Origin of the sequence: Coleofasciculus sp. G2-EDA-02, from assembly GCF_040226375.1 — a bacterium.
Classification (GTDB): Bacteria; Cyanobacteriota; Cyanobacteriia; order Cyanobacteriales; family Coleofasciculaceae; genus Coleofasciculus.
Map to the genome: position 1 here is coordinate 42382 of NZ_JAVKEW010000141.1, position 7867 is coordinate 50248.

General features: G+C 45.0%; 11 protein-coding genes. 6 read left to right on the top strand and 5 right to left on the bottom strand.

What is annotated here, in order from left to right; translation table 11 throughout:
* The first annotated feature begins 25 nt into the window (after nt 1–25).
* The gene (locus tag RLO19_RS16830) at nt 26–1876 is read left to right on the top strand and encodes a protein kinase domain-containing protein (protein ID WP_446358189.1); all 1851 of its coding nucleotides are present in this window, start codon (nt 26–28) and stop codon (nt 1874–1876) included.
* A gap of 388 nt (nt 1877–2264) precedes the next feature.
* Here the strand turns inward: RLO19_RS16830 and RLO19_RS16835 are convergent, their stop codons facing one another.
* Nucleotides 2265–2519, bottom strand: coding sequence for a hypothetical protein (locus RLO19_RS16835; protein WP_446358191.1), 255 nt, complete (start codon nt 2517–2519; stop codon nt 2265–2267).
* A 124-nt stretch (nt 2520–2643) separates the two neighbouring features.
* On the opposite strand from RLO19_RS16835, the gene RLO19_RS16840 reads away from it, so the two are divergent.
* From RLO19_RS16840 to RLO19_RS16850, 3 genes are all read left to right on the top strand, one after another.
* The gene (locus RLO19_RS16840; RefSeq protein ID WP_446350323.1) at nt 2644–2889 is read left to right on the top strand and encodes a helix-turn-helix domain-containing protein; all 246 of its coding nucleotides are present in this window, start codon (nt 2644–2646) and stop codon (nt 2887–2889) included.
* A 107-nt stretch (nt 2890–2996) separates the two neighbouring features.
* Nucleotides 2997–3212 carry a hypothetical protein gene (locus tag RLO19_RS16845; RefSeq protein ID WP_446358204.1) on the top strand — a complete coding sequence of 72 codons (216 nt, stop codon included), beginning with the start codon at nt 2997–2999 and terminating at the stop codon, nt 3210–3212.
* A complete protein-coding gene (locus RLO19_RS16850; RefSeq protein ID WP_446358193.1) occupies nt 3203–3577 on the top strand; it encodes a type II toxin-antitoxin system VapC family toxin in 375 nt (124 codons plus the stop codon). Before RLO19_RS16845 ends, RLO19_RS16850 begins: the two co-directional genes overlap by 10 nt.
* On the opposite strand, the gene RLO19_RS16855 is transcribed toward RLO19_RS16850, so the two are convergent.
* The 3 genes from RLO19_RS16855 to RLO19_RS16865 all read right to left on the bottom strand — a co-directional run bounded on the left by RLO19_RS16855 (nt 3534) and on the right by RLO19_RS16865 (nt 4594).
* Nucleotides 3534–3746 (bottom strand): hypothetical protein, encoded by a 213-nt coding sequence (locus RLO19_RS16855; RefSeq protein WP_446358195.1) that lies wholly within the window; start codon nt 3744–3746, stop codon nt 3534–3536. The two genes, RLO19_RS16850 and RLO19_RS16855, sit on opposite strands and share 44 nt — an antisense overlap.
* 33 nt (nt 3747–3779) lie before the next feature.
* Nucleotides 3780–3869 carry a CU044_2847 family protein gene (locus RLO19_RS16860; RefSeq protein ID WP_446358197.1) on the bottom strand — a complete coding sequence of 30 codons (90 nt, stop codon included), beginning with the start codon at nt 3867–3869 and terminating at the stop codon, nt 3780–3782.
* A gap of 182 nt (nt 3870–4051) precedes the next feature.
* The gene (locus RLO19_RS16865; protein ID WP_446335915.1) at nt 4052–4594 is read right to left on the bottom strand and encodes a hypothetical protein; all 543 of its coding nucleotides are present in this window, start codon (nt 4592–4594) and stop codon (nt 4052–4054) included.
* A gap of 420 nt (nt 4595–5014) precedes the next feature.
* Here RLO19_RS16865 and RLO19_RS16870 point away from each other — a divergent pair, with 420 nt between their 5' ends.
* Together RLO19_RS16870 and RLO19_RS16875 are read left to right on the top strand one after the other, a co-directional pair.
* Entirely contained in the window at nt 5015–5236 is a 222-nt protein-coding gene (locus RLO19_RS16870) for a hypothetical protein (RefSeq protein ID WP_446335908.1), read from the top strand.
* A 445-nt stretch (nt 5237–5681) separates the two neighbouring features.
* Nucleotides 5682–6284, top strand: coding sequence for a hypothetical protein (locus tag RLO19_RS16875; RefSeq protein WP_446358199.1), 603 nt, complete (start codon nt 5682–5684; stop codon nt 6282–6284).
* Nucleotides 6285–6322: 38 nt separating this feature from the next.
* Here RLO19_RS16875 and RLO19_RS16880 read toward each other — a convergent pair whose 3' ends face one another.
* Complete coding sequence (locus RLO19_RS16880) at nt 6323–7546, bottom strand: beta-ketoacyl-ACP synthase (RefSeq protein ID WP_446358206.1); 1224 nt, start codon at nt 7544–7546, stop codon at nt 6323–6325.
* Nucleotides 7547–7867 lie beyond the last annotated feature (321 nt).

Here is a 7867-nt window from a genome sequence, read left to right on the forward strand (position 1 = left end):
AAGATTACTGTTTCAAACCCCTCTCATGATATATCCCAACCTGTTGCTTCAAAACCGTTATCGAGTCCTGCGAACACTCGGTAAAGGCGGGTTTAGTCAAACCTTTGAAGTCGATGATCAGGGAGTTGCCAAAGTCCTGAAAGTTCTGAAACTGGATCGGTTCTATAGCTATGATGCCCAAGAAAAAGCTGTATCCCTCTTCCAACGGGAAGCCACGGTCTTAAGTCGGCTTCAGCATCCGGGTATTCCTAGAGTTGAGTCAGATGGCTATTTTGTCTGGTCACAGGGGACAGACGCCGCCCTGCACTGCATAGTCATGGAGAAAATTGAGGGGATCACGTTAAAGCAGTGGCGATCAGCTCGAAAAAAACCTACCCTCAGTCAAGACCAGGCGATCGCATGGTTGAAACAACTGGTGGATATTTTGGAACAACTGCACCAACAAGACCTAATCCATCGAGATATCAAGCCCTCTAATATTATCCTGCGACCCAATGGACAACTGGCATTAATCGACTTTGGAGCGGTACGGGAGATCACCGAAACCTACTTACAACGGCAAAAAGAAAATGCCACAGGCACAGTCATTATCTCTAGTGGTTATACACCACCGGAGCAAATGGAGGGCAAAGCGGTGGCGCAGTCCGATTTCTTTGCTCTAGGTCGCACCTTTGTCTACTTATTCACAGGCAAATCCCCCAACGATTTCGAGTCTCATCCCCGTACTGGCAAATTGCAATGGCGAGAGAGTGCGCCGCAGATGACCAAAGAATTAGCGGATTTAGTCGATTATCTCATGGCGACATTTCCGGGTCAGCGACCGCAAACATCGGCGATGATTCGTCGTTGTATTGAAGAAATTATTGCTCCCCCCCCTTCCTTACCGCCACCGGCATCGATTCCGATCTTGAAGCGATCGCCAATTCAGTCCAAAGCCAAAGGACTGATGTCTCTGATTACTCAGTTATTGCCACTTTCAATTTCACCCAATCCCTGGGAAAAGGTGAAGCTGCGCCGGACTCTTTCTGGACATACAGATGAGATTCGTGCCATTGCCATTAGTCCAGATGGTAAGACCTTAGCCAGTGGCAGTTATGACAAAACGATTAAACTGTGGGCATTACGCCTCGGCAAACCCTTACATAACCTAACTGGACATAGCCACCGCGTAACCTGTGTGGCAATTAGTCCAAATGGTCAGATTTTAGCCAGTGGCAGTTCTGATAAAACCATCAAGCTGTGGTCACTCAGCACCGGAAAACTGATCAATACGTTTATTAATCGTACTGACCGAGTGCGGGATATTGTATTTAGTCCCAACGGTCAGATCTTAATTAGTAGTGGGGACTGTGAAATTAAACTCTGGGCAGTACGGACAGGCAAACTCCTGCGTATTTTAGCCGGAAACTCCAATTCAGTCCGAAATATTGCCTTTAACCCCGATGGTCATAGTTGTGCCGTGGGCAGTTTGAATGGCACCCTAGAATTGTGGAATCCTCACAATGGTAAACCGCTACTCACGTTTACCAATCAATCTATGAGTATTACCTGCCTAGAATTTAGCCCAGATGGTCTGATGCTTGCTAGTGGTAGCAGTCGAGCAATAACACTCTGGAATCCACAAACGGGTAAATTATTACGGACGTTTGCTCCTGAGTTACCCGGCGTAGCGGCTTTGGCATTTAGTCCCGATAGTCAAGTTCTCGCTAGTGGAAGTGGTTTGCTTATTGAACTATGGGATGTTCAAAAAGGTCAACGATTAACCAAGCTCTCAGGACATTCCCAACCCGTTCGTTCTCTAGGATTTAGTCCCCATGGGGATCTTCTCGTCAGTGCGGGGAGCGATCGCAAAATTAAGCTGTGGCAATCGGTTTGAAAGGGAGGTTCGTAGTCAGGGCTTTAGTCTAGATTTTCTTGGCATGAGGCGTCAACCCAACCTACTGGACTGACACAGCTAAAATGGTGGAATAGATTTGATCATTGAATCGGGCGCAAGGGTGGTGTCCCTACGGTTCCTTCATGCAAGGTTAATCCGTCAAATTAGGTGTGCTACGCCAATACGTTGTCCATAGTTTTCCTATGTTAGGTAGAGAGCGCTCTTTACCCAATTAATTATCCCTAAGCTGTGGTAGGGAACATTGCCATACCCTATTATAACCGTCGCTTCACTACGATATGAAATCGCTGGCGCGATCGCATCTTCCGCCTACCCTACCCACAGCCTGTGAAGCCAAGCGATCGCGCCAGTGAATCACACCTAGGATTCAATCCACCATGATCTGTCGCCTCAAAAGACTCATCATTTCTCCAGAAGCACCATAAGGAATCGGTGGACTCCATTCCCTCACCTCCGCAAACCGTAAGCGATGCAGCGTTTTGATAATGCTGTTGATCCCTTTACGGGAACCAATCACCATCACCTTAATATATTCTTTCCTGGAAACCGGATCAGTAGAAGTCTGAATAGAAACCTCAGCAGAGGGCAATTGATTCTCATTCGGAACAAAGTACGTTTGCATTTGAGTTCACCTGATTTATACCCAACCATGTTGTTGGTTCCAACAACATCTAGATCAATTCTGCCAGATGTTGTGAGTTCCAACAACATTTACTTGCGGATCATCCTCTGACACGATTAGAGGTATGGGAAAAGCGGGAAAAGCTCTCAGACAAGCATTGGAGACATACGGCATCAGTCAAAACAAGCTAGCCGTAACTTTGAAGGTTGATCGTTCAGTTGTATTTCACTGGTTTCACGAAAATCGAGATCCCTCAGCTGAAACCGTGGTGCAGATTGCTGAGGCACTTCATAGCCTCAATCCTGATGCAGCAGCAGAATTTATCCGATTGTACGTGGGTGATTTCCTCAAGAGTGATCAGGAAGACTGAAGGGAAGTTATGTCCAGATTGTAGAGACGTTGCATGCAACGTCTCTACAATGTTTTGGCTTTGGAGCTACGATAGAAACGTTAGATGTTGTTATGAAGTGGACTTTTATGCTCAGTTTTAAGAAAAAAATTGTGACTGATGAAGCGATGCGTCCTGTTGCGGTGTTGATTGATTATCAGGATTGGCAGAGAATTGAGCAATTATTAGAGGCTTATCAATTACAACAAAAACAAGAATTTAATTTAAACCAGTATGCAGGTGTGATTCAATTAACTCAAGACCCTTTGGAGTATCAGCAGCAAATGAGGGATGAGTGGCATTGACGCAGAATTTAATTTTACTGGATACGAATGTAGTTTTGTACTTCTTAGGGGGGCGTTTAACTAACCCGTTACCGTCAGGACAATATTTTGTGTCAGTAATTACTGAAATTGAATTGTTATCCTATCCCAGTCTCAGTTCAGATGAAGAAGTACAGATTCGGGATTTCTTAGCTAAGATTACAGTGGTGGAACTTGAGAGTAATATCAAAGATTTAGCAATTACATTTCGGAAACAATACAGACTGAGGCTTCCTGATGCAATAATTGCTGCAACTGCACAATTTTTAAATGCAAGATTGTTTACCAATGATGTGAGATTGGCTAATTTGACCGAAATTCCCACTCACTCAGTGCAGATAAGGTGACGGATTTCCCTTGCACTCGTACCTGTTCCCATCCCCCAGGGGCTTCCATCAGATGGGCGCAAGTAAGCAAATAACCGTCAGACAAGACAAAAAACCCCGTCCCCTGGATAATACCATCCTCAGCCGCCGCGATCGCAACTGTCGCTCGCTTTACCTGTTCCCAACTCATCAGCCTTGACAACCGTTTCTACTTGTTCATCTTCTAACTCACTTTAACCTTAAGGGTTGCTGTTCCCGAAGATTCCACCAGATAAACATTGCCTTTGGCGGTAAAATTAATCCCAAATTCCACCTAAGTCAGAACAAACTAGCCGTAACTTTGGGAGTTGACCGTTCTATAATTTTCAAGTGGTATCAACGCGAGTTATGACTCCGTAGATGCGGAATAGTTGCTAGCAGGAAATTTTTATTCAGGGCTAAGTCAGCTAACATGGGTTGACCAAACATATCCTTCGTCATAACCCTAAAACCGCTTTAAGCAAGTTTATATTTAATCGTTTGTTGGTCTAGGTATTGACGTACTCCCTCGCTCATCTGTAGCAAGTTGGGTTCAACTTTTTTGCTCAGGAAATCCTCAACCACTGATGCAACCTTGTTTTTTAGTAACGGTGGGACTCCTTGAATCCGCTTGGGATCAATCCTTATTTCGCCACGACTCTCAATCAACGTCTGACCACGATCATTCAAAAAGCGATTCTTGCCAGCGCAGTGGACGGCTTCGGTAAAGGCGTGAGTTTTGATACTCCATGCCAGAGTATAATCTGACTCATTCCAGGTGTTATATTCTGTCCACTTCAGCATATCTTTGCTCAGCAGTGTTCTAACAGGGGCTGGAATCTCGCCACCACCGTGCCACTCATTGACGGTGTGAATACATGCATTTTCTTGATAACGAGACCTCACCTCAATGTTCCGAACATTAGTCATATAGGGAATTAACTCCATTAATCTGTCACGGTAGGTGGCAAAGACAATGGAACGAGAAAAGGGGATCTGGATATCGGTAGAGATAATCATGGATAGCTCTGCGGGTTGATTCTTCATAGATTGTAAGATTAAGAGCCTAGATCTAACCTCTCCTCTAGGACTTATTTCCATTTGTCAGTTCAAAACTATCCTTTGGGTAATCGCGCAACTAACTTGGGGATGAAACTCGATAGGATTTAGCCAAGTGTTGAGATTCAACTTGGCTACCATTAATCTTATTATTAAGCTTTCATGAGGTCTTCATGAAGCTTTCATGAAGCTTGTGTGAAACCCTAGATAACTCTTGACACTCCCACCCAAAAATTTGTAGTCGTTGAGAAGGGATGGTTGATTGTTCCTCGCATCAGAACCCAGTCGCCAGTCAAAAGGAGAGTGGAGAGACAGGTATAAGTCTTATCAGGCACAGGAACGAAAACCATCGCTCAATCGTATCTACCCTGGTGAGTTATTATGCTTTTGGTTTTATTGATAACCTTAACAATCACCTTCGCAGCAATTTGTGTGGTTGTTAACACGACAGAAGAAATCGTCCAGCTAGCCGCAGTGTTTACCGCCATGATTTGCCTGTTTGTTAGCCTCGTTCTTGCCCCTGTGTGGCTCAAGGTGTTAATTGTGCTAGCACCAATGGTGATAAAGAAGCTGGCAATCGCTGGTATTAGCGTCACACACTGATAAGTCTCATGCCTTATGCATAAGCCTGTTGGCAGGGACGCTCATTTCCTTTAAGGGGATGCTCCGGAAGGAATACCCGCTGCGATTACTCTTAAACAGGCAGAAGATAGAAGAGTATTCTTCTAATATCTCATATATTTTCTATAATATTTTAACCTCCATGAAATCCACTATATATTTTCAAGACTAAAAAATAGTTAATAGTTTTATGAAAAATAAAATTAGATTAAGTTCATTAATTTTAAAGTTCAAGAATAAATTTGAGCAAAAATAAAGTTACCACATGGCGCAAACATGATGTTAGAATTGTGCCATCCTCCTTTCAGCATTTAGCCTAAAGATTAAAACTCGTTTACTTAAAATGGCTTTGGTGATTTTCGGCTAGGGACTTGGGAATAATAAACTCAAGCGGGTTTTTAATCCATTTATTTTAATAGTTTGACAGATGCAATTTAAGAAATTAGCGCTGATCTTCATGACAGTTACCTTACTCGTAGGCTGTGTACTGAGCATACTATCCGTGCGTTCAGAAAACACAAATGCCAAGCGTTCGGCAAAAATCGCCAATAAAACCTCACCCCCCGTCATCCCACCGCCTCTGGAAACGGCGCTTGAGGAGTTGCGTGTGATCAAAATCAAAATTGAAGGTGATATTCATCCCAAAGAATATGGCGAAGATATACATGATCTGACACCCATTGTCGAAAATGCCTACGGGGACGCTGAGATTCTAGCTACTGTTAAATCAGCGTTAGCCGGACATCAATTAGCGGTTCAATTCTGGGAGTGCGATCGCGTTTTTGGGTATGATGAACTCTTCCAGTGCCGAGATCAAGTCCTCCAAGCCGTCTTCCAAAAATATCCAGACATCGCTGCCCAAGCGAAGGCAGCCGTTGCCAGCGAAAATCTAGCTTACATGAGCGCTGGACTGGATGAAAATTCTGTGTTAGAGGCAATTTGGGAAAAGACGGGTACGGATACGGAAACGGCGCTGCAAATGAGTAATCCAACTTCCTTGACCGCAGAAAATCAACGCCAAAATGAATAAGTCCCCTCAGCAGGGGTTAATGTGAATGGTGAGGATCGTCATTTATCATTTATCATTGGTAAGGGTTTGAGGCTCATGAAGCGCGACTGCCCCAAAGCCACAATTGCATTTTGACCCCCAAAACCGAAACTCCAACACAATACCTGGCGAACGTTGTGCCGACGTGCTTGGGTCACCAAATCTAAATCAAACTCTGGTTTGCCCAATCCCACACAAGGCGGTAATATCTGATCTTTAAGTGCCATCAAACAAAACGCGATACCCATCGCGCCAGAAGCACCTAAGGTATGACCCGTGGCTCCCTTGGTTGAACTTACTGCCACTCCATGGGGAAACAAATACTCGATTAACTGGGCTTCATTTTCGTCGTTTAACCGAGTCCCTGTACCATGAGCGTGAATATAGTCAATTTCAGTTGGGGAAAGATGACTTCGGTCTAAACATTGCTGGATTGCGCTTATCGCACTCTTGCTGCTTGACTTTGGCGTAGTAACATGGTATGCATCACAACTGAATCCAACACCTAATATTTGCCCATAAATTGGCACACCACGATTTAACGCCAATTCTGCTGACTCCAAAACCAAAACCGCCCCGCCTTCTGCCAAAACTAAACCGTCCCGTCGTTGGTCAAAGGGGTAAGCCCCTGTTTTTGCCAAAGCCCCCATTTTGTCAAATCCTGCCAACGTTAACCGGGTAATCGGGGCTTCCACCGCACCCGCAACAACCCGTTGACATTGACCCATTTGGATGAGTTCAAACCCCCGTGCGATCGCCCAAATTCCCGTTGCACAAGCTGCCATTGGTGCGATTACAGGTGCCCTAGAGCCTATTTGACGAGCCGTTGCGATCGCGGCTTGGTGTGGCAATGTCTCTAACCAAGTCTCTCCCTTGAACCAAGGGGAATGGGGACGAGAAAATAGCTTCCCTACCCCGCCACTTCCCGGCTCTGCTGCGGCTCTTGCCAACTCTTCCCAAGACGCCTGACAGCCACGACTCGAGCCAATCACCACACCACAATTCGGCATCGGTGTCTGAAGATCGGCATCGGCGAGAGCATCGGCTACGATGAACTGAGTCAACGTTGTTAAGGAACTTGGTACGCGATCGATTAGCGCCAAGGGTCGAACGGGTAATTCTGGAAAGGGTTGATAGGGACGAATCCCCGACTCACCATTAAGCAGTCGTCGCCAACTCTGTTCTAAACCACCTAATGCTGAGATTAGACCAATACCTGTAATAACAACCGAATGTAAACCCAAATTTTGACCGGAATTAGTGGGTCTCAAGCCCCGTCCTTCCAGGATGGCTTTTTTATGTCCTTTATCCAATCTCGAACCACCTCTGAAATCATCCTATCCGTCTGCAATGCATATTGCTTAAGTGTCTCAAACTCTCTATTTGAAAGCCTTACCCTTAGTATCTTTTCCCTTGGCATTGTGGTATTTATTGTGCTACAGTATAAAGGTAGTCTAGCACAGGCAAAAATTCGTGAGTATTGCCAATCGAGTAATCGATACTTATCACGTAAAGTGATGCTAGTACGTGAGGCGCGAGTAACCTAGAGAAAAAAACCCATGGAC